The 21,276-nt window shown below is 66.3% G+C and carries 17 protein-coding genes; 11 read left to right on the top strand and 6 right to left on the bottom strand.

The window, feature by feature from the left end; genetic code table 11:
- Positions 1-39: 39 nt before the first annotated feature.
- A complete protein-coding gene (locus tag Ga0080574_RS01720; protein ID WP_076694655.1) occupies positions 40-1,218 on the bottom strand; it encodes an alpha-hydroxy acid oxidase in 1,179 nt (392 codons plus the stop codon).
- Positions 1,219-1,573: 355 nt separating this feature from the next.
- On the opposite strand from Ga0080574_RS01720, the gene Ga0080574_RS01715 reads away from it, so the two are divergent.
- Entirely contained in the window at positions 1,574-3,223 is a 1,650-nt protein-coding gene (locus Ga0080574_RS01715; protein WP_076694652.1) for a thiamine pyrophosphate-requiring protein, read from the top strand.
- A 192-nt stretch (positions 3,224-3,415) separates the two neighbouring features.
- Here Ga0080574_RS01715 and Ga0080574_RS01710 read toward each other — a convergent pair whose 3' ends face one another.
- Positions 3,416-4,966: an FAD-dependent oxidoreductase gene (locus Ga0080574_RS01710; RefSeq protein ID WP_076694649.1), complete on the bottom strand. Its 1,551-nt coding sequence runs from the start codon at positions 4,964-4,966 to the stop codon at positions 3,416-3,418.
- 457 nt (positions 4,967-5,423) lie between these two features.
- On the opposite strand from Ga0080574_RS01710, the gene Ga0080574_RS01705 reads away from it, so the two are divergent.
- The 8 genes from Ga0080574_RS01705 (at position 5,424) to Ga0080574_RS01670 (ending at position 15,717) form a co-directional block, all read left to right on the top strand.
- Positions 5,424-6,401 carry a Bug family tripartite tricarboxylate transporter substrate binding protein gene (locus tag Ga0080574_RS01705; RefSeq protein WP_076694646.1) on the top strand — a complete coding sequence of 326 codons (978 nt, stop codon included), beginning with the start codon at positions 5,424-5,426 and terminating at the stop codon, positions 6,399-6,401.
- A 103-nt stretch (positions 6,402-6,504) separates the two neighbouring features.
- Complete coding sequence (locus Ga0080574_RS01700) at positions 6,505-6,966, top strand: tripartite tricarboxylate transporter TctB family protein (protein ID WP_076694643.1); 462 nt, start codon at positions 6,505-6,507, stop codon at positions 6,964-6,966.
- Between the two features lie 13 nt (positions 6,967-6,979).
- Positions 6,980-8,479: a tripartite tricarboxylate transporter permease gene (locus Ga0080574_RS01695; RefSeq protein ID WP_076694640.1), complete on the top strand. Its 1,500-nt coding sequence runs from the start codon at positions 6,980-6,982 to the stop codon at positions 8,477-8,479.
- A gap of 33 nt (positions 8,480-8,512) precedes the next feature.
- Positions 8,513-9,421, top strand: coding sequence for a substrate-binding domain-containing protein (locus Ga0080574_RS01690; RefSeq protein WP_083716714.1), 909 nt, complete (start codon positions 8,513-8,515; stop codon positions 9,419-9,421).
- Positions 9,421-10,869 carry an FAD-dependent oxidoreductase gene (locus Ga0080574_RS01685; RefSeq protein WP_076694637.1) on the top strand — a complete coding sequence of 483 codons (1,449 nt, stop codon included), beginning with the start codon at positions 9,421-9,423 and terminating at the stop codon, positions 10,867-10,869. The genes Ga0080574_RS01690 and Ga0080574_RS01685 overlap by 1 nt, the downstream gene beginning before the upstream one ends.
- Before the next feature lie 119 nt (positions 10,870-10,988).
- Entirely contained in the window at positions 10,989-12,455 is a 1,467-nt protein-coding gene (locus Ga0080574_RS01680; protein WP_076694634.1) for an aldehyde dehydrogenase family protein, read from the top strand.
- Positions 12,452-14,251: a thiamine pyrophosphate-binding protein gene (locus Ga0080574_RS01675; RefSeq protein WP_076694631.1), complete on the top strand. Its 1,800-nt coding sequence runs from the start codon at positions 12,452-12,454 to the stop codon at positions 14,249-14,251. Before Ga0080574_RS01680 ends, Ga0080574_RS01675 begins: the two co-directional genes overlap by 4 nt.
- 14 nt (positions 14,252-14,265) lie before the next feature.
- A complete protein-coding gene (locus tag Ga0080574_RS01670; protein WP_076694628.1) occupies positions 14,266-15,717 on the top strand; it encodes an aldehyde dehydrogenase family protein in 1,452 nt (483 codons plus the stop codon).
- A 2-nt stretch (positions 15,718-15,719) separates the two neighbouring features.
- On the opposite strand, the gene Ga0080574_RS01665 is transcribed toward Ga0080574_RS01670, so the two are convergent.
- On the bottom strand, positions 15,720-16,784 hold the full coding sequence (locus Ga0080574_RS01665) for an alpha-hydroxy acid oxidase (RefSeq protein ID WP_076694625.1): 1,065 nt from the start codon (positions 16,782-16,784) through the stop codon (positions 15,720-15,722).
- 97 nt (positions 16,785-16,881) lie between these two features.
- Between Ga0080574_RS01665 and Ga0080574_RS01660 the strand changes: the two genes are divergently transcribed.
- Both Ga0080574_RS01660 and Ga0080574_RS01655 read left to right on the top strand, forming a co-directional pair.
- The gene (locus Ga0080574_RS01660) at positions 16,882-17,775 is read left to right on the top strand and encodes a LysR substrate-binding domain-containing protein (RefSeq protein WP_076694622.1); all 894 of its coding nucleotides are present in this window, start codon (positions 16,882-16,884) and stop codon (positions 17,773-17,775) included.
- A 101-nt stretch (positions 17,776-17,876) separates the two neighbouring features.
- The gene (locus Ga0080574_RS01655; protein WP_076694619.1) at positions 17,877-18,521 is read left to right on the top strand and encodes a DUF4286 family protein; all 645 of its coding nucleotides are present in this window, start codon (positions 17,877-17,879) and stop codon (positions 18,519-18,521) included.
- A gap of 267 nt (positions 18,522-18,788) precedes the next feature.
- Here Ga0080574_RS01655 and Ga0080574_RS01650 read toward each other — a convergent pair whose 3' ends face one another.
- From Ga0080574_RS01650 to Ga0080574_RS01640, 3 genes are all read right to left on the bottom strand, one after another.
- A complete protein-coding gene (locus Ga0080574_RS01650; protein ID WP_076694617.1) occupies positions 18,789-19,883 on the bottom strand; it encodes a DUF475 domain-containing protein in 1,095 nt (364 codons plus the stop codon).
- Positions 19,884-20,169: 286 nt separating this feature from the next.
- Complete coding sequence (locus Ga0080574_RS01645; RefSeq protein WP_076694615.1) at positions 20,170-20,835, bottom strand: DUF4286 family protein; 666 nt, start codon at positions 20,833-20,835, stop codon at positions 20,170-20,172.
- Entirely contained in the window at positions 20,832-21,266 is a 435-nt protein-coding gene (locus Ga0080574_RS01640) for a GlcG/HbpS family heme-binding protein (protein WP_076694613.1), read from the bottom strand. The genes Ga0080574_RS01645 and Ga0080574_RS01640 overlap by 4 nt, the downstream gene beginning before the upstream one ends.
- Between the last annotated feature and the right edge of the window lie 10 nt (positions 21,267-21,276).

Raw genomic sequence — 21,276 nt, 5'->3', positions numbered from 1 at the left:
TGCCGAACCGCGGGCCAATTGGCCCCGTTGCGTTTTTTCTCACTCGGCGGCCTTGCCGGGCACCATCCGCTCCGCTTCCTGGCCGAAGAAGACAGGCGCGCTGCGCAGCGCTTCGGGGCTGTGCAGGCCGATCTGCGCCATGGTCGAGCGCATTTCGGCGATCAGGATCTCCATGCATTGCGTCGTCGCGGCCTGACCGCCCGCCGCGCCCGCATAGGCAAAGCTGCGGCCCGCGAAAACCATATCCGCGCCAAGCGCCGTGCCCTTGACGATATCCTCGCCGCCGCGCACGCCGCCGTCGAAAAACACCGGAACGTTGTCGGGGGTCGCCGCGCGCACCGCGGGCAGCAGATCGACGGTCGCGGGTGAGGATTCGAGCTGTCGCCCGCCATGGTTCGACACCCAGACCGCGTCCGCCCCTTCGCGCACCGCGCGGGCGGCGTCCTCGCCGTTGGAAATGCCTTTGATCACCAGACGTCCCTGCCAGGCCTCGCGGATGCGCTTGAAGTCGTCCCAGGTGGTGCCGAACTTGTTGCGCTTGCCGGCAAAGGCGCCAACCTTCTGGGTGTTCTCGGATTTCGCGTAGGCGGCATAGTTCCGCATCAGCGGGGCGCCGGCCAGCAGGGTCTGGATGCTCCAGCGCGGATGCAGGGCCAGATCGGCGAGCAGCCTTGGCGTATAGCGCAGCGGCAGCTCGAACCCATCGCGGATCGAGGCGTTGCGGCGCGAGGGCGCGGGCACATCGACGGTCAGTACCAGCACATCGGTGCCGGCCTCGCGCGCGCGGTCGATCAGGCCAAAGGTGATCTCGTCGGATTTCGCGATATAGAGCTGGAACCAGAAGCACTCTTCCGCCGCCTCTGCCGCCGCTTCGATCGTGGTGGTGGCCATGGTGCTCAGCACGAAGGGCAGCCTGGCCTCTCGGGCGCTGCGCGCCAGCATCAGGTCGAGCCCGGGCCAGGCGACATTTGCCATGCCCAAAGGGGCGACCCCCAGCGGTGCGCTGTATTCTTGCCCGAAGAGCTTGACTTCGGTGCGGATATCGGCGCCGACCAGCCGGCGCGTGGCAAAGACCATCTCCTGAAGCGCGCGGCGGTTGCGATGCGTGCTGGCGCTGTCTCCGGCGCCCCCGGTCAGGTAATTATAGGCGAAACGCGGCATGCGTTGCCGCGCCCGCCTTTCGAGATCCGCGACATTGGCGATCCTGGCTCGAAACATTCTCCCCCCTTCGAAACGCGATCTGCTCGGGGCGAGCTTGGCGCAAAAGCCGCGCGCGCGCCAATATTCTGCGCCGGGGCGTTGGATAGTTAACAGATATGCATGACGCCCCATGCCCGGACGGAAAACGTCGGTCGCGACGGTGGACATCATATTCAGTACAATGGGAAACTGCCGGATCGTGGCTATGCATGCGCTCTGCCATATCCTGAAAGACACCATATGTATTTTACTCACCGTATGAACTGCCGCAGGCTCGCCACGTGTGCCCCGCCAGTCCGGCAGGGTGCAGAACAAGTCTGCCTGTCCGCGCGGTTTCCGTGTCCCCGGGGCAGGCGGTCGCAAGGGAGGTGACATGAAGGTCGGTGAGGCAATCGCAGAGATCCTGAAACGGGAGGGTATCGAGGTCGTGGCCGGATACCCGCTCAACCACATGCTCGAATACAGCGCCAAGGCGGATATCCGTCCGATCATCGTGCGTCAGGAACGGGTCGGGCTGCATATGGCCGACGCGATCTCGCGCATGACATCGGGCGAAAAAATCGGTGTCTTCGTCATGCAGCACGGCCCCGGCGCCGAGAACGCCTTTGGCGGCGTGGCGCAGGCTTATGGCGAATCCGTGCCGCTGCTGGTCATGCCCATGGGTTACGACCGCAAGGCCGCGCATGTGGAGCCGAATTTCAACTCGGTGACCAGCATGCGCTCGGTGACAAAGTCCGCCGAGCCGATCACCAGCGGCGCCGATGTGCCCGACATCATGCGCCGGGCGTTCTCGCGCCTGCGCAACGGCCGGGGCGGGCCAGTGCTGGTCGAGATCCCCAAGGATATCTGGCAGGAGGAAGTGCCCGAGCCGCTCGATTACGTGCCGGCCAAGATCGCGCGCTCGATGCCCGATCCGGCAGAGATCGAGGCGGCGGTGGATCTGCTGCTCTCGGCCGAGCGCCCGGTGATCTATGCGGGGCAGGGGGTGCATTACGCAAAGGCCTGGCCCGAGCTGAAAGAGTTCGTCGAGCTGTCGGGCATTCCGATCTGCACCAGCCTCGAGGGCAAAAGCGCCTTTCCCGAAACCCACGAGCTGGCGCTGGGGTCGGGCGGGGCCGCGATCCCGCGCACGGTGCGGCATTTCCTAGACCGCTCCGATGTGATCTTCGGTGTCGGGTGCAGCTTTACCAAGACCTCCTTCGGGGTGGCGATGCCGAGCGGCAAGAAAGTCATCCACAACACCAACGACGCCAACCATCTGGCCAAGGATATCCCGCTGGAGATCGGCCTGCTGGGCGACTCGCGGCTGACACTGACGGCGATGCTGGATGTCATGAAAGCCCGGCTCTCCGGCCCGCGTGACCGCAGCGCCGTGGTCGCGGAGATCAAGGAGGTGCATGAGGGCTGGCTGGCGGAATGGCTGCCCAAGCTTACCTCGGATGAGGCACCGCTCTCGCCCTACCGGGTGCTTTGGGATCTGCAAAAGACCGTGGATATGCCCAACACCATCATTACCCACGATGCCGGCAGCCCGCGCGACCAGCTCTCGCCCTTCTGGCAGAGCGAGACGCCGCTCAGCTATATCGGCTGGGGCAAGACCACGCAGCTCGGCTACGGGCTGGGACTTGCGATGGGGGCCAAGGTGGCCTGCCCGGACAAGCTCTGCATCAATGTGTGGGGCGATGCGGCCATCGGCTTTACCGGCATGGATTTCGAGACCTGTGTGCGCGAGCGCATCCCGATCATGTCGGTGCTTCTGAACAACTATTGCATGGCGCTGGAACTCGACGTGATGCCGGTCTCGACCGAGAAATTCCGTTCGACCGATATCAGCGGCAACTATGCCGACATGGCGACGGCCTTTGGCGGCTATGGCGAGCGGGTGACCCGGCCCGAGGATATCGTGCCGGCGATCCGGCGGGGCATCGAGAAGACGCAGCAGGGCATTCCGGTGCTGCTCGAGTTCATGACTTCGAAGGAAACGGTCACATCGCGCTACAAGGTGGAAGAGCTGACGATCTGAGGCAACCCGTTGCGCGGTGTGCTCCCCCCGCCGCGCAACCTGCTCTTCCCCGATCCGCCCGGCGTTCTGCGCCGGGCGGTTTTCTTGTGTTTGCGGGGATCAAGTGATCCATGTCGGTGGCTGCGGCTCGAACCATACCCGGCGCGGCTCCCATGGCAACTCTGGCAGGGACCGCGTCAGGAAACGGAAATCCTACCCTTCCCGCCGCGCAGCCCCCAGCCCCGCCAGCCTCCCGAACAGCACCGAGCGTCCCAGCCCGTGCTGCGGAAAGCCGCCATGGCTCTCGCCGGCGCAGAACAGCCCGGGGATTGGCGCGCCATCCAGGCCGATCACCCTTGCGCCTCCGTCGATCCGCAGCCCGGCGAGGCTGTCATGGATCATCGGCGTGGCCCAGGCGGCGTAAAACGGCGGGCGGGCGATCGGATAGCGTGGCTGGGGCTTGCCGAAATCCCGGTCCACCCCCTCGGCGACAAAGCAATTGTACCGCGCCACCGTCTCGGCGAGCGCCGCCCGGTCCAGCGGGGTGCTCTGATAGGGGTTGTCGAGATTGGCGACCAGCTCGCCCAGCGTCTCGCCTTTGGCGAAATAGCGCGGGTCCACATGCGGCGGCTCCGGGGTCCAGCCCTCACGCGCGACCGCATCGGCATCGAAGATTGCCCAGATCGGGCCGCCGCCGTCGGGTGCGCCCTCGCGCCTGCAATAGCCCATCGCGGCATCGAAAAACGCCTGATCCTCGTCCTCTTCGTTCCAGAACCGCTTGCCAGCCTGATTGACGAGGATGACGTTCTGCCAGTCGCTCACCGTCAGCCCGGTGGCGCCGGCGCGGGGGAAATGCGGGCTGTCAGTGCGGTATTTCAGCCGCTTGTAACCCCAGCGGCAGCCGATGTGATGGGTCTTGGCCATCACCAGACAGGTGCCCGCCGTCTGCGCCGCCGTGCCCCAGAGCGAGGCGCCATAGGCCATCGCCGCGATCTCGCCATCGCCGGTCTGCTGCGCCACCGGCGCGCCGACCTGCTGGTATTCCTCGGTCAGTCGCGGGTCGAAGATCCGCCGGAAGTTGACGTTGCCGGTGCTGCCGCCGGTGGCCAGCACGATGCCGCGCCGGGCGGTGATCGCAAAGGGGCCGTCCGGCGCGGTGCCTTCCACGATCTGCGGCTGACCCTCGGGCCCTGGCGCGATCCGCGTCATCCGGTGACCGAGCCGGAACACGACCCCCAGCCGCCGTGCGCTGCGCTCCAGCGCGCGGACCAGACCCGACCCGTTGCGCCCGCTTTCGCGCAGTGCGAGCTCTTCGGCGACCGGCCATTCCTCGCAGCGAAACACCCGGGGCACGCTTTGCGGTCCGACCGATTTCACATCGAGCTTGACCGCCGTGGGCGTGTCGATGAAGCGCACGCCATGCTCGGCGAGAAACTCATAGGTTTCAACGCTGTGATCCGCATAGGCGCGCACCAGATCGCGGTCGCAGAACCGGCTTTCGGGCAGATCGTGGCGCACCCAGTCGGCGAACACCGCATCCGGCGTGTCCTCGATCCCCAGCCGCGCCTGAAGCGCGTTGCCGCCGCCGAGATGGATATTGCCGCCGCTGACGATACCGCGCCCGCCGATATCGTCGCAAAGCTCGACCACCGTCACCGAGGCGCCCGCCGAGGCGGCGGCGACGGCGGCGGCAAGCCCCGCCGGGCCGGCGCCGATCACGGCCACATCGGTCTGTGTGTCGGGGGTGGGCGCGTGGTCTGACATGGCTGAGGGTCCGGTGATTGTCTTCAGATGCGTATGTCCGAAGCGCTGCTGCCCGCCGGAGGGCGGGCACGACTCGGGACAGGGTCATGAGACAACCATGCCGGGATCCGGCAAAATACTGATTTTGTTTGTCTTGATACGCCGGTGCTATGTTAACTGGGGCCACGTCGCTGACGGGATGGTGCGCGCAGGGAAAAAGCGCATCGCGCAGTCAGGTTTCATATGAGTGCCATATGAAAGTATTGTAGGTTCGTATTTTACATTGATTTGGGATTTGGGTCACCGTGACGAACGGGGAGCTTCGAGCGAACCGGAGCATTTGCCGCCAAGCCCGGCTTACGGGCGGGTCCGTGCAATAGCGCAAGCAGATGGGAGGAGAAACGTCTGCGACCGCGAACATGCCATTTCGTTCGGTACCCCGGCACATCGCCGATAGAAGAGATCCAGGGAGGATATCATGAAACGACTGATTGCAAGCGTTGCCGCCGTTGCGACGCTTTTGCTGCCGGGCCTTGCGAGCGCCGATGAGTGGCCGTCGCGGCCGCCGACCATCATCGTGCCCTATTCCGCGGGCGGCAGCTCCGACACGATGGCCCGCGCCGTGGCGCAGTTTCTCAGCGAGAAATTCGGCCAGCAGTTCATCATCGAGAACCGTGGCGGTGCCGGTGGCAGCATCGGCGCGTCCGCCGCGGCCAAGGCCGATCCAGATGGCTATACCTTCCTGTTCGCGCCGACTGGCGTGGCGGTGATCAACAAGATGGTCTACGGCAATCTCGACTACGATTTCGAAGAAGCCTTTGTGCCGGTGATCCGGCTCAACAAGAGCGCCATGGTCTTCGTCGCGAACCCCGAGGCCGAGGCCAATACATTTGCCGAGTTCGTCGAGTTGGCGCGGGCCGAGCCCGGTCAGCTCAACGTGGGCATTCCGGGCATCGGCAGCACGCCCCATATGCTGCTGGCCGAGACTGCCCGGCGGCTCGACCTCGAAGTGAACGTGATCCCCTACAAGGGCGGCGGGCCGCTTTCGAACGATCTGGTCGCGGGTCAGCTCATGTATGGTGTCGACGGCTTGCAGGGGTACACCTCGCAGCTTTCCACGGAGACGCTCAAGGCGCTTGCCGTGGGCACCGAGGACCGCATGTCGCTGTTCCCGGACGTTCCGGCGCTGAACGAGACCGGCGTGGAGGAGTTCGCCGATTTCGGAACCTCGGGGCTTCAGTCGATCTGGGCACCAGCCGGCACGCCGGACGAGATCATCGCCAGCATGAACGGCGCGATCAACGAGTATCTCGATGGCGAGGCGGGCAAGAAGCTGCTGAGCTCGATGGCGATGGATCCGGTCGGGGGCAGCCCCGAGGATCTTGCGGCGGCGGTCGACTCGCTGACCGCGCTCTGGGGCCCGGTGGTCGAGCAGCTGAACATCAGGAAAGACTGAGCGGCGGCTCCGGTCGTGACGCCTGCTGCCCGCCGCATCCATGGCGGGCAGCACCCGGCGTGCGGCGGAACGTACAGGTTCGGATAGGGAGGAAATTCGCATCATGCAGGAAGTAAGAGTCAATAAAACGGTCGGGGCAGGGCTGGTTTTCATCGCCTTCGCAATCGCGTTCGCCTTTGGCGCGCTACAGCTCGATCTCGGAACGCTGAGCCAGCTCGGGCCGGGGTATTTCCCCTTCGCGATGGCGATGCTTCTGCTTATCCTTGGCGTCGTCAGCCTGGTCGAGGGGCTGCGCAAGCCGGACGTCTCGACCGTGACGATCCCCTGGCGCCCGATCATCATGATCGTCGTGGCGCTGCTGTTCTTCGGGTCGACGATCCGGGGCCTCGGCCTGATGCCGACGCTGTTCCTGACCATCTTCGCCGCCGCCATGGCCGACAAGCGCAACACGCTGCTCTCGGCCACCTGCCTGAGCGCGGTCATGTCGGTCTTTTCCTGGCTGGTGTTCAAGGTCGGGCTCGGCGCCGTCGTGCCGACCTTCGGGCCTTGGCTCGTGAGCTATTGAGCGAGAGACCATCATGGAGCTTTTCCAACATCTCGAACTCGGTCTGAGCGTCGCGCTTGCGAGCCAGAACATCATGTATTGCTTTCTCGGTGTGCTGATGGGCACCCTGATCGGGGTCCTGCCGGGCATCGGGCCTGTGGCGACCATCGCGCTGCTGCTGCCGATCACCTACGGTGTGCCGCCGGAATCCGCGCTGGTGCTGCTGGCGGGCATCTATTACGGCGCGCAATATGGCGGCTCGACCACCGCGATCCTGCTCAGCCTGCCGGGCGAGTCCTCGGCGGCGGTGACGGTGCTCGACGGCTACCAGATGGCCCAGCAGGGCCGCGCCGGGGCGGCGCTCGCCACGGCGGCGCTTGGGTCGTTCTTTGCCGGCACGGTCGCCACCTTCGTCATCGCACTGGCCTCGCCGCCGCTGACCAAGCTGGCGATGAGCTTCGGCTCGGCGGAGTATTTCTCGCTCATGGTGCTGGGGCTTTTGGGCGCGGTGTCGCTGGCCTCCGGCTCGGTGCTGCGGGCGATCACCATGGCGGTGCTCGGCATTCTGCTCGGGCTGGTGGGGCAGGATGTCTATACCGGCGTCACCCGCATGACCATGGATATCCCCGAGCTGATGGACGGGGTGTCCTTCTCGGCGCTGGCCATGGGGATCTTTGGTCTGGGCGAAGTCGTGCGCAACCTGCGCTCGCCCGAAGAGCGCACCGTCACCAAGAGCAGCATCGGCCGGCTGATGCTGAGCTGGCAGGAGATCAAGCAGATCGCCATGCCGGTGGTGCGCGGCACAGGCATCGGCTCTGTGCTGGGCGTGCTGCCGGGCGGCGGGTCGCTGCTCTCCTCCTTCGTCTCCTACACCACCGAGCGCAAGATGGCGAAAGACCCGTCTCGCTTCGGCAAGGGGGCGATCGAGGGTGTCGCGGGGCCGGAGAGCGCCAACAATGCCGGCGCGCAGACCTCCTTCATCCCGATGCTGACGCTGGGCATCCCGTCGAACCCGGTGATGGCGATGATGATCGGCGCGCTGATCATCCAGGGCATCACCCCCGGCCCCAATGTCATCAACGAGCGACCCGAGCTGTTCTGGGGCGTCATCGCCTCAATGTGGCTCGGCAACCTGATGCTGGTGGTGCTGAACCTGCCGCTGATCGGGGTCTGGGTGCGCCTGCTGACGGTGCCCTACCGGTTCCTGTTCCCGGCCATCGTCGGCTTCTGCTGCATCGGGGTGTTCAGCGTGACCAATAGCGGCTTCGGCCTCTACGTCCTTCTGGTGGCCTTCATCTTCGGCTTCATCGTCTGGGAACTGGACTGCGAACCGGCGCCGTTGCTGCTCGGCTTCCTGCTCGGGCCGATGCTCGAGGAGAATTTCCGCCGCGCGATGCTTCTGGCGCATGGCGAGATCGGCACCTTCGTGGTGCGTCCGATCTCGGCGGGGATCCTGCTGGTGGCACTGGTGATGATCCTGATCGTCGCGCTGCCGAATGTGCGGAAATCGCGCAACGAGGTGTTTGTCGAATGATCGGCAGGCCTCACGCATCGCCGGAGCCCGGCGGTGCGTAACACCAAAACCGAAGACCGGCTCTGTGCCCGCCCGCTGCGGGTGCATCTGGTCGACCGGCCCAACACGCGGGCCCTGCTGTCCGGGCGTCTTTCGGCGCCCGGGCTGAAGCTTGAGTTCTGCCACGCCAGCACGCCACCGCAGGGCTTTCGTCGGATGGTGCGCGAGGGCGCTTACGATATCTCCGAGCTGCCGCTGATGACCTTTCTTCAGGCCCGCGCGATGGGGCGTCCGCTGACATTGCTGCCGGCGGTGGTCATGGGGCGGTTCCAGCACCGCTTTCTCGCCGCCCGCGCGGACGAGCGCTGGGGCCCGGAAGCGCTGCGCGGCAAACGCATCGCCGCACGCTCCTATTCGGTGACCACCGTGACGCTGGTACGGGCGATCCTCTGGCATCAATACGGCATCGCCCCCGAGGAGCTGCACTGGCTCTGCACCGACGACTCTCATGTGGACGGGATCTGCGACCCGCCGCATGTGCAGCGTCTAGACGCCGAGGGGCGCAGTCTGGAAGAGCTGCTGCTCGATGGCACCGTCGATGCGGCGGTGCTGGGCCGCGAGATCACCCATCCCGGGCTGCGCTGCGTGATCGCCGATCCCGACGCGGCGGCGCGGGACTGGGTCGCGCGCACCGGTGTCATGCAGATCAACCACATCGTTGCGGCGGATGAGGAACTGGTCTCGCGGTATCCCGAGGCGGTGCGGCAGGTCTGGCAGATGCTGGGCGAGGCGGCCCGCGCGACGCCGCGGTCGGAGTTGGGATATGACGTGGCGCCCTTCGGGCTGGAGGCAAACCGCAAGAGCCTTGAATTCGCACTGGACTGCGCCTTCGAGCAGGGGCTGACGCCGGGTCGGCTGGAGCTGGAGACGCTCATTCACCCGGCGCTGCGGGATCTGGTCTGATGCCTGCGGAAGACCGTTACGAGGTGATCGTCGTGGGCGGCGGCGGCGCGGGGCTCGCGGCGGCCACGGCGGCGGCGCAAAGCGGGTGCAAGACGCTTCTGGTGGAGCGGCGCCCGGCGCTTGGGGGCACCACTGCCATCTCGACCGGGCTGGTCAGTGCGGCGGGCACGTGGTCGCAGCGTTGCGCGGGCATCGCCGACGATACGCCGGAGCGGCATTGCGACGACATGCTGACCGCCGGTCAGGCGCAGGCCGAGCGCAACAGTACCACGCTCACCCGCCTGCTGGCCGAGGAGGCGCCCGCCACCGTCGACTGGCTGGCCGGTCTGGGCGTGACCTTTGGCGGGCCGTTCCCCAGCCCCGGCGCCAGTCGCGACCGGATGCTGGTGCCCTTGCCCAATGCAGGTTCTTATATCTTTCACCTCGCCCGCGCCTTCCGGCGCGCGGGGGGCGTGTTGCGTCTGGGCGCGGCGGTCGACGACCTGATCGTCGAAGAGGGCCGCGTGACCGGGGTCGTGTCCGGTAGCAGACGCATCACCGCCACACGCGGGATCATTCTCGCCTCGGGCGATTTCTCCGCCCACAAGGCGCTGCGCCACGCCCACCTGCCGCAATACGATGCCATGCCCGCGATCAACCCGCACAGCGTCGGCACCGGGTTCGAGCTGGGCCTGAAGCTGGGCGGCGAGATTCTCAACGGCGACATCGTGCGTGCGGGTCAGCTGCGTTTCCCGCCGCCGGAGGGCCAGGGCAGTCTGGTCACACGCCTGCCGCCGCATCGCTGGCTGGCCGAGCCGATGCGGCTGGCGCTGAAACACCTGCCGAAAGCGCTGCTGAAGCCGGTGACCATGCCGTTTCTCGCCACTTACCTGACACCGGACGCGGCGCTTTTCCGGCAGGGCGCGATCCTGCTCAATGCCGCAGGCGAGCGCTTTACTGACGAGACAAAGGCGCCGGGCCTCGCGGTGTCGCGGCAGCCGAAGGGCCAGGCGCATATCGTCTTCGATGCCCACATCGCCGCGCATTTCGACACCCCGCCCAATGCGATTTGCAGCGCGCCGGGCGTTGCGCACGCCTATCTGCGCGACTTTCGCCGTTATCGCCCGGATCTGGTCACGTCCGCCGCTTCGCCCGAGGCGCTGGCACAGGCGCTGGGGATGCCGCCCGAGCGGCTCTCGGCCTCGCTCCCCGAAGGCTGGGCGCCAGGGCCGCTCTATGCGCTGGGTCCGGTGCGCCCGGCGATCTCCACCACCATGGGCGGGCTGCGGGTGGACGAGAACCTGCGCGTGCTGCGTGCCGGTGGCGCGGTGGTTCCCGGGCTCTATGCCGCCGGCTCGGTGGGCTATGGCGGGCTGGTGATCGTCGGGCAGGGCAACAATTTGGGCTGGGCCTTCACCGCGGGGCGACGCGCCGGGCTGAACGTGGCAAGAGACCAACGGAATATCTGACACGTATCATTCGGGACAAATTTCGTATTATCAAACCATTCACGAATGAACTTAGGTGAGGACACGCACGGCGCGGCAGAGGAGCGCGCCGTGCGGAAGATATAGGGAGGAGTGCCGGAATGGCGGAGAGCGAGTATCGTGCGCGGCTGCTGATCGGCGGCGAACTGGTCGAGGCTGCGGACGGGCGCTGGATGGAGAGTTACGATCCCACCACCGGTGCGGTGCTGGGCTATGCCGCCCGCGCCGGGGCCGCCGATGTCGAGGCTGCGGTGGCGGCGGCGCAACAGGCCGGGCCGGGCTGGGCCGGGATGTCGATGGACGGGCGCATCGGCTATCTGCGCAAGCTGGCGGCGGCGATCCGTGCCCGCGCCGAGGAAATCGCCGATCTCGACGCGCGCGACACCGGCAACCTGCGCAAGCCGATGCTGGGCGATGCGCTGCGCGCCGCCGACCGGCTGGAATATTACGCGGGCCTTGGCCACGCGGTGCAGGGCGCCAGCTACCCGGCCACCCCCGGCCATCTGCATTTCTCGACCCGCGAACCCTTCGGCGTGGTGGCGCGCATCGTCGCCTTCAACCACCCGTTCTTTTTCCTTGCCTCGCGCATCGCCGCGCCCTTGGTGATGGGCAACACCGTGGTGGCGAAATCTCCCGATCAGGCGCCGCTCACCGGGCAGATCCTGGGCGAGATCTGCCGCGAGGTGATGCCTGCCGGAGTGGTCAATATCCTCAGCGGATCGGGGGCCGAGGCCGGCGACGCGCTGGTCGTGCATCCGGAGGTGAAACGCATCGGGTTCATCGGTTCGGTCGGCACCGCGCAGCGCATCAGCGCGCGGGCCGCCGGTGCCGGGATCAAATGCGTGACCCACGAGCTGGGCGGCAAGAACATGATGATCGTGATGCCCGATGCCGATACCGACAAGGCGGCAAAGCTCGCGGTCGACGGGATGAATTTCCAGTGGCAGGGCCAGTCCTGCGGTTCGACCAGCCTGCTGGCGGTGCATGACGCGATCTATGACGAGGTGATGGAGAAGGTTCGCGCGCGGATGGCCCAGATCCGCGTCGGCGATCCGTTCGACGCGGGCGCGGGCATGGGGCCGCTCATCAGCCAGGCGCATTTCGACAAGGTCTCGGGCGCCATCGCCAAGGGCCGCGAGTCCGGCGCAACGCTGCTTTGCGGCGGCGGGCGTCCGGAGGGCGCGGATTTCGCGGAGGGCTACTGGATCGAACCGACGCTCTTCGGCGACGTGCCAACGGACTCGGCGCTGGCCACCGAGGAGATCTTTGGCCCCGTGCTTTCGGCGCTGCGCTGGAGCGATCCGGCACAGATCGCCGCCATCGACGCCGCCTCGCCGCTGGGGCTGACGGCGGCGGTGGTCGGACAGGATATCGACCGGGCGCTCGCCTTCGCGCGGCATCTGCGCGTGGGCTACGTCTATGTGAACTGCGTCGGTCCGCATTATGTCGGCGTGCCCTATGGCGGGCTCAAGAACAGCGGCGTCGGGCGTGAGGAAGGGCTGGAAGAAATGCTGAGCTATACCGAGACGAAATCCTTCAACATTGCGGTTCCGGGGCTGGGCGCATGAACGATACGCCGAAACACCCCCCGCAGCTCCGCTATCCCGCGAAACAGGTCGGTGACGGGCTTTACGGTTCGGACCATGTGGTCGATCTGCTGGAGCGGATGGGCACTGAATATGTGTTCATCAATCCCGGATCGAGCTTTCGCGGCATCCATGACTCGCTGGTGAATTACAACGGCAACCGCGATCCCGAGATCTGCCTTGTCACCCATGAGATGATCGCCATCGCCATGGCGCATGGCTACTGGAAGGCGACGCGCAAACCGGCAGTGGCGATCCTGCACAACCTCGTGGGGCTGATGAGCGGCTCCATGGCGATCTTCAACGCCTTCTGCGATCAGGTGCCGCTGCTGATCCTCGGCGGCAGCGGCCCCGCCGACCCCGAGCAGCGGCGCTTTATCGACTGGGCGCATTCGGCCAACACGCAGGGCGATCTGGTCCGGCCTTACGTGAAATGGACCGACGAACCGCCGACCATCGCGGCGACACTCGAGTCCATGCTGACCGCGCGCCGCAAGGCGCTGACGGCGCCGATGGGTCCGACCTATGTCTCCATCGACGCGGGCCATCAGGAGCAGCGCGCTGACGATCTGGTGCTGCCCGATCCGGAGCTGCCGCGCTATCAGGCGCCGCACGCGGTCTATCCGCATCCCGAGCTGGTGAGACAGGCCGCCGACCTGCTGCTGGGCGCCGAGCTTCCGCTGATCATCGGCGGCCAGTTCGGCACCGAGGCACGGGTCACCCCGCCGCTGGCGCGGCTGGTGGAGCTGCTGGGCGCGGCCTATATCGACGATCGGTCGATTGTCTGTCTGGCGACGGATCATCCGCAGAACCTCAGCGGCGACCGCGAGATTCGCAGCCGCGCCGATGTGCTGCTCTGCCTCGATTGCCGGGATGTGACAGCGGCGACCGGCGGTTACGGTGCCAAGCGCAGCGGCATTATGGGGGTGGGCAGCGCCGCCGATGAGGCCAAGGTCATCGACGTGTCGCTGAATGATCATTTCGGCAATTCCTGGTCGCGCTTCGGCGGTCCGACCGCGCCGAGCGACCTGCATCTGCTCTCCGATCCGTTCCTGACGCTGGAGGCGCTGGTGACCGAGGTCGAGGCGCGCCTGACGCCGGAAGTTGCTGCCACCGCAGAGACAAGGCGCGCGGAGCTTGCCACCCGCAAGACCGCGCTCACCGAAAAGCGCGCCAAGGCGCTGGAGAGCCGCTGGTCGGAAAGCCCGATCCCGCTCTCGCGGGTGACGCAGGAGGTCTATCAGGCGGTCAAGCAGGACGACTGGTGTCTGGTCGTGCGCAATCACCGCACCTGGCCCGAGGGATACTGGAAATTCGACCATGCCGGTCAGTATCTGGGCGGCGACGGCGGCGGTGGCGTCGGCTATGGCGCGGGCGCTGCCGTGGGCGCGGCGCTGGGGCTCAAGGGCAGCGGCAAGCTGCCGGTTGCGATGATCGGCGACGGCGATTTCATGATGACCCCCGGTGCGCTCTGGAGCGCCATGCATCACGAGGTGCCGCTGCTGCTGGTGCTGCTCAACAACCGCTCCTGGGGCAATGACGAGCTGCACCAGCGCGAGATCGCGCATCAGCGCGGCCGCTCCGCCGCCACCGCCCATATCGGCCAGACCACCCGCGACCCCGATGTCGATCTGACCTCGCTCGCGCGCAGCTTCGGCGCCTTTGCGGCGGGGCCGGTGGAGGAGGGCGCGCGGCTGGCGGAGGTGCTGGCCGAAGCGGCGGAACATGTCCGCAAGGGCGGGCTTGCGGTGGTCGAAGTGATCACCGCGCTGGAATGACGAGGAGGACACCCATGCTGGAAGCATTGCATCATATCGGCGGCGACTGGCGCCCCGCTTCGGGCTGGCACGAGCGCCGCGATCCCGCGACCGGCGCGTTGGTCGGGCGGTTCGCCGACGGTGGCGTGGCCGAGCTGGACGCGGCGGTCGATGCTGCGCGCGTGGCCTTCGACACCGGCGCCTGGGCGCAATCGCCGCGCCTGCGCCAGACGGTGCTGCTGGCCTGGGCCGACGCGCTGGAGCGCGACGCCGATACGCTCGGCACGCTGCTGTCGCAGGAAAACGGCAAGGTGCTGGGGCAGGCGCGCAACGAGGTGGTGAAGACCGCCAGCGTGATCCGCTACTATGCCGGGCTGGCGCGCGCCTCGACCGGCGGGCTGGTCGAGATGGCACCGGGCGAGTTCGCCTCGATGCTGCGCGAGCCCATCGGCGTGGTCGGCATCATCGTGCCGTGGAACGCGCCGGTCTCGCTCATGGCACGCTCGCTGGCCCCGGCGCTGGCTGCCGGGTGCAGCGCGGTGATCAAGCCCGCCGCGCAGACTTCGCTGATTTCGGCGGCAGTGCTGAAACGGCTGACCGATATCGCGGCGCTGCCGGCGGGCATCGTCAATATGATCATGGAAAGCGGCCACGCGGCGGCGCAGCGCATGGTGGCGCATCCGGATGTGGAGATGATCAGCTTCACCGGCTCGACCGCCATCGGCAAGCGCATCATGGCGGCGGCCTCCGAGACGCTGAAACGGGTGTCGCTGGAGCTGGGTGGCAAATCCTGCTGCATCGTTTTCGAGGATGCCGATATCGCCGATATCGCGCCCAAGCTGGTGGGCGCTGCGATTGCCATTTCAGGGCAGCAATGCGTGGCGGCGCGGCGCATCCTCGTCCATGGGTCGCGCTATGACGAGATGAAGGCCGCGCTGACGGCGGCGGTGGGCAAGATCGTGGTCGCGGGCGGCATGGAAAAGGGCGCGCAGATGGGGCCGATGATCGACCTCGCGGCGCGCGACACGGTGCATGCGCGCATTCAGGAGGCGCTGGCCTCCAGCGCCGAGGTGATCGTGCCGGGCGGCGTGCCCGACGATGCCCGCCGCGACGGGGCCTTTCTGCTGCCGAGCCTGGTGGCGCATAACGACACCGGCGCGTTCTTTTGCCAGGAAGAGATATTCGGCCCCTTCATCGTGCTGGAACGGTTCGAGACCGAGGCCGAGGCGGTGGCCATGGCCAATCACACGAGTTTTGGCCTGTCGGCCAGCGTCTGGACCCGCGACGGCGCGCGTGGCTTCCGCGTCGCGCGGGCGCTGCGTGACGGGGTGGTCTGGCTGAACGATCACGGCAAGCTCAATGCCGAGGCCGAGGCGGGCGGCTACCGTCAGAGCGGGCTGGGCCGGCTCTATGGCCATGAGGGGCTGCACGACTTCCAGGAGCTGAAACAGGTCTATCAGAATGTCGGCGTCGCGGGCGCCGGCTGAGCTCAGGGCAGGATTGGCACGTCAGAGGATGTCAGGCAGGCGGGCGTCAGTTCGCTGAGCCGGGTCGCGCCGACCAGCGCCATGGTGGCCGCGATCTCCTGGGCGAGCAGGGCAAGAAGCTGGCGCACCCCGGCCTCGCCACCGGCGGCCAGCGCCAGCCCCTGAAGCTTGCCCAGTCCCACCGCCGAGGCGCCGAGCGCCAGCGCCTTCACCACATCGCTGCCCCGTGTCACGCCGCTGTCGAAGAGGATCTCGGCGCGGCCATTGACGGCGGCGGCGATGCGTCCCAGTTGCGCCAATGCCGAGGGCGCGTGATCGAGCTGCCGCCCGCCATGGTTCGAAACATAGATCGCATCCGCACCCAGCTCTACGCCGCGCAGCGCGTCCTCGACGCTCATGATGCCCTTGAGCGCGATGGGCAGGCGTGTCATCTCGCGCAGCTTGGGCAGGATCTCCCAGCTCACGGCGGCCTGATAGGCGGCGCGGGTGGCGTCGGGCGTGTTGGGCAGCGCGGCGCGATCGGGGGCGCGGCGCGAGGAAAAGCCGTTGGCGATGTCGCGCTCGCGGCGGCCATAGACCGGGGAGTCCACGGTCAGCGCGATGCCGAAGAACCCCGCCGCCTCGGCCCGTTTCAGCGTGTCGGCGAGCCAGGCTTCATCGCCGCGAATGTAGAGCTGGAAGAGCAGGGGACCGCCGGCCTCCGCCGCCACCGCCTCAAAGCTCGGTTTCGACAGGATGCCGGTGCAGGCGGTTGTGCCTGCCGCCACCGCCGCCCGCGCCGAAGCCGTGGCGCCCTCGGGGTGCAGCAGATCGAGCGAACCGATGGCGGTGGGAAAGATCGGCAGGGCGAGCTTGCGGCCCATGACGGTGGTCGACAGATCGACCTGCCGAACGTCGCGCAGCGCCCCCGGCATCAGGGCGATCCGCTCGAAATCGGCCGCGTTGCGGCGCAGCGTGGTCTCGCTCTCGGCCCCGCCCATCAGGTAATCCCAATGCGCCTGGGGAAGCCTGTCGCGCGCGGCTTGTGAAAGGGCGGCCAGCGTCGGCCAGTCGGATGTGTCTGCCATGGAAAATCCTCCGTAGCAGAACCGTAACGATAGGATTCATGTTGAAAACTATCGGCTCAGTCTTGAAGAATATCCGGGGAGTATAAGGGAGGGGATCATGGAGCTTCGCCATTTGCGGTATTTCGTTGCCGTGGCCGAAGAGGAGCACATCACGCGCGCGGCGCAGCGTCTGGGCATCCAGCAGCCGCCGCTGAGCCAGCAGATCCAGTCGCTGGAACGCGAGATCGGCGTGCAGCTGCTTCAGCGCAATCCGCGCAGCGTCAAGCTCAACGCGGCGGGCCGGGTGTTCCTGAACGAGGCGCGCAAGGTGCTGTCGGCCGCCGACAACGCGGTACGGCGGGTGCAGGAATTCGACATGGGCAAGGAGGGCAATATCCGTGTCGGCCTGACGAATTCGTCGTCGCTGCACAAGAAGGCGCTGGAGATCATCCGCACCTGCCGTTCGGAATACCCGCTGATCGACTTCAAGATCGAGGAGGGCAACAACCACGATCTGCTGGTGGCGCTGGAGCAGGAGATGATCGACGCGGCCTTTCTGCGCGTCGATCCCGAGGGGTCGGAGACCGTGGCCTTCATGGGCATCGATATGGAGGATCTGGTGGTGGCGCTGCCGCTGGGCTCGCCCTTTGCGGATCACGAGGAGATTGCGCTCGCGGATCTGCGCGAGCAGAGTTTCATCCGTTACGGGCAGGGGGTCTCGCTCAGCATCTGGCCGCATATCGAGGCGCATTGCGAGCAGGCCGGCTTCCACCCGAGGATTTCCGAGGAGACGATCCGTATTCTGCCCGCCGTTCACCTCGTCGCGGCGGGGTTCGGGGTGACCCTGCTGCCGAAATCGCTGGAGACGGTGGGCTCGACGCAGCTTGCCTTCCGGCCCCTGCGCCAGCAGGACCGGCTGCGGGTGCCCTTGTCGCTGGCCTACCGGCGGCATGCCGATGCGCAGGCGATCCGCCGCTTCGTGCGGGTGGCGGCGCAGTTGTCCTCGATCTGAATATCGCCGGGATATGAGAGCGGACATCCGGAGTCTTTTTCCCGCGCGGCGAACTCCTCTAGGCTTGTCGGGCTGAGTTTCCGCAGGAGTGCCCGCATCGGATGAGTGCGATCCTTTTTGTCAAATTGCGGCCGGCGCCGGACTGGGAGGCGAGATTCAAGACCTGGTGCGAGACCGAGCATATTCCCGACCGCATGGCGGTGCCGGGGTTTCTTGGCGCGCAGCGTTACCATTCGGTCGATGATTACGGCTGTCTTGTGCTCTACGAGATGGCCGATCTCGATGCGCTGCGCACGCCGGAATTCGAGCGGCTCATGGTCGAGCCGAGCGACGAGACAAAATGGATGATCCGCCACCTGACCACGGTCAGCCGGTTTCTCGGTACCGAGATCGGGCAGATGGGCGAGCCTGACCCGGCGGCGAAATACCTGCACTGCGAGGCCCATGACGTGGCCGAAGGCGACAGCGATGTTTTTGCCGAATGGCTTTCTGAGGAACGGCTGCCGCAGATGGCGGACAGCGTCGGGTGGAGCGGGGCGCGGCAGTACCGGCTGAAGGCCTCGGATCCCGGGCGTCATACGCGGCTGGTCATTCATTATGCGACAGGGCCGAAAGCGCCGTTGATGTCCGGCAGCGGAGAGGGCTCTCCGTGGCGGGGCTCCGTGCTTCAGATGAGCTTTTCGCGGTTCGGCGAGGCGTTTCGGGCCGAGCGGTCCAGGCGGCGCCGGATGCGGGGGGCGTCCTAGGGCGGTGGGCAGATTGCCCACCCTACGAGCGGTTTCCGGGTCGGCCTTGCCATCGCCGGCCCGCGGGTTGGCGAACCACCCGCTGAACCTATTAATTTATCCTGGCCAAGTCCGAAAGACCGCGACACGCAGCGCAGATGTCGACAAATCGCCAGCCCAAGGGGGCGGGCCGGCGATGGCAAGGCGGCGCGAAGCGCCTTGATTCCTTGCCACAACAACCCACCACCGTAGGGTGGGCAATCTGCCCACCGCTATCAATGAAAAAACCTACTCCGCCGCCTCACCGCTTTTCCGGTTCCAGCGGATCGACGACCAGAGCGACAGCCCGATCAGCGCGGTGCCCGCCAGCCCGGTGATGACCTCTGGGATATGCACCAGAGATTGCGCATACATCACAATGGACAGCGCGATGATCGCGTAAAAGGCGCCGTGTTCGAGATAGCGGTACTCGGCCAGCGTGCCCTTTTCGACCAGCATGATGGTCATGGTGCGCACATACATGGCACCGATCCCCAGCCCGATGGCGATCACGAACAGATCCTGGCTGATGGCAAAGGCGCCGATCACGCCGTCGAAGGAAAACGATGCGTCGAGCACTTCCAGATAGAGGAAGGCGCCCAGCCCGCCGCCGGCCGCTGCGCGCGTCGTCTGAGTGCGGTCGAGCATGCCGCCCAGAACCTCGACCAGCAGGAAGGTGAGCAGGCCCCAGATCGCCGCCGGCAGGAAGATCGCCGCGCGCGCGGGTTCGAGAAACTGGGTAAAGCCGAAGACCAGCAGCAGCACGAAGGCGATCTCGATGCCGCGAATGCTCGCGACGCTGGTCACCCGCTGTTCGAGCCAGTGCACCCAGTGCACATCCTTCTCGTGATCGACGAAAAAGCTCAGCCCCACCATCATCAGGAAGGTGCCGCCAAAGGCTGCGATGGGCAGATGCGCGTCATGCATGATGCGGGCGTATTCGGCGGGCTCCGAGGCGGCGAGCACGAGCGCCTGCCAGGGTCCGATCTTGGCGGCGATCACCACGATCAGCAGCGGGAACACGATGCGCATGCCGAACACCGCGATCAGGATGCCCCAGGTCAGAAACCGGCGCTGCCATTTCGGATCCATGGTCTTGAGCTTGTTGGCGTTGACGATGGCGTTGTCGAAGGAGAGCGAGATCTCCAGGATCGCCAGCACGCAGCAGATGAAGAAGATCGTGAGCATGCCGCTCACGGTGCCGGTCTTCTGCCATCCGAGCGCGCCGCCAAGCACGAGGCCGGCGGCGGTGACGACAATGGGCCAGAAGAAATAGCGCAAGAGGCTGGTCTGCGACGCCGCCCCTGCGGCATCCGCGGAGTGCGAGGACGTTTTGGTGGTCATAGGAATATGTCCGGTCGGCGGCTTTGGAAACGGCGGCGCCGACATCACGAAAGCGCCGACACTTTCGCCAGAGGGGCCCGGTCGCCGATTCTGGATCGCGTCCCACATAGGGGCTGCGATGGTCACGTCTTAGAAGGTCTCATCCGCTCCTTTCCAGTCGGGTTTCGCATTCCCCTGCGATGCGTGGCGCAGATGCGGCATATTGCGCACAGATGCGCCGCGCGCAGGGTAGAGTGATATCGTCGGCCCGCGCCGGCAAGATACCTGTTGGCGCGGGCGAGGCGCGTCAGCCCGCCTGCCCGGGCACCCGATCTCCGAAAGCTTCATAGCCGCGGTAGCGGCCCTTGCCGAACCAGTCGTGACGGGTCATCCGCTCGCGGAAATCGGTATCGCGCGCGGCGGCGCGTTCGGGCGAGCTCAGCGCGTCGGGCGAGGCCAGATAGTGGATCGCCAGCCGTGTGTAGGTCTCCGGCTCCGAGATCGGCAGCGTAAAGCGCCGCACCGCCAGCCAGTCGTCGCAGCCCATCAGAAGCGGGATGTGATCCTCGACCATCCAGGCGTCGAACTCCTCCTCATCCTTTTCGGGCACGTTGAACATCGCGGTGAAGATCAGCGGCGCTGTGATCGCCGCCTCCAGATCGCCATGCCGTCCCAGTTCCTTGCCGATATAGCGGGTGAAGTTGCTGACATGCGACAGCATCCACTTGGTCTCGTCGCTGGGATCGGTCTTGATCACCTCGTATTCCGGCGTCTTCAGCACTTCGGTCGAGCGCATATCGTAGACCACGAGATAATCGCCGGCATTGTCGCTCGCGCGGTAGCGCTGCACCCCGTGCCAGCCGTCGAGCACCATGCGCACCGGAATATGATCGGTGTCGTACCAGGTGTTGAAGCGATCCTCCCAGGAGGGATCGGGGGTCATCTCGGAAAAGAGAACGGTCGGGCCGATCATGCCGTCACCCCGCTTTCCGCGTGGAAATAGGCAAGCGCCGCGTCGGCCACCTCGACATCCTCGATTGCGGTGCCCGAGCTGATCCCGATGCCGCCGACGATTTCGCCGTCGGAGGTCACCGGAAGGCCGCCGCCAATGATGCTGAAATGCCCGCCATTGGTGATGTGGATGCCAAAGGTCGGCTGCCCGGGCTGGCAGAGATTGCCATAGACCTGGGTCGGTTTGCGGGCGCAGGCGGCGGTGAACGCCTTGTCGATGGCAATGGAGATGCTCGAAATCTTGCCGCCGTCCATCCGGTCGAAGGAGATCAGATGCCCGGCGGTGTCGCACACGGCGATGCACATCGGAATGCCCATTTCCTCGGATTTCCGGCGTGCGCCTTCGATCAGGATCTTCGCCTCGGCGATTGAGAGTGTTTTTGTGGTCAGCATTGTGTCCTCC

Origin of the sequence: Salipiger abyssi, assembly GCF_001975705.1 — a bacterium.
Lineage (GTDB): Bacteria > Pseudomonadota > Alphaproteobacteria > Rhodobacterales > Rhodobacteraceae > Salipiger > Salipiger abyssi.
Note: the sequence above shows the minus strand (reverse complement) of the source record. Positions and strands in the feature narration are given on the sequence as shown.